This is a genomic window from Flavobacterium azizsancarii, assembly GCF_027980145.1.
Classification (GTDB): domain Bacteria; phylum Bacteroidota; class Bacteroidia; order Flavobacteriales; family Flavobacteriaceae; genus Flavobacterium; species Flavobacterium azizsancarii.
On record NZ_JAMZNK010000148.1, the window covers coordinates 1 to 228 of the forward strand.

Sequence of the window (228 nt, forward strand, 5' to 3'; positions counted from 1 at the left end):
ATGCCATTTCATAATACTATGAGGTATTAATCCAAATTTCTCTGGGCTATCCCTCTGTAAAAGGTAGATTGCATACGCGTTACGCACCCGTGCGCCGGTCTCTAGTTCCGAAGAACTATACCCCTCGACTTGCATGTGTTAAGCCTGCCGCTAGCGTTCATCCTGAGCCAGGATCAAACTCTTCATCGTATATTGTTGATCTAATCACTTAGATCGTATTGTTATTCG

At 43.9% G+C, this 228-nt stretch carries 1 rRNA gene; it reads right to left on the reverse strand.

Features of this window, described 5'->3' with window-relative positions:
- Positions 1 to 189 (reverse strand): 16S ribosomal RNA (locus tag NJT12_RS24975); the annotation flags it as partial.
- Positions 190 to 228: the final 39 nt, after the last annotated feature.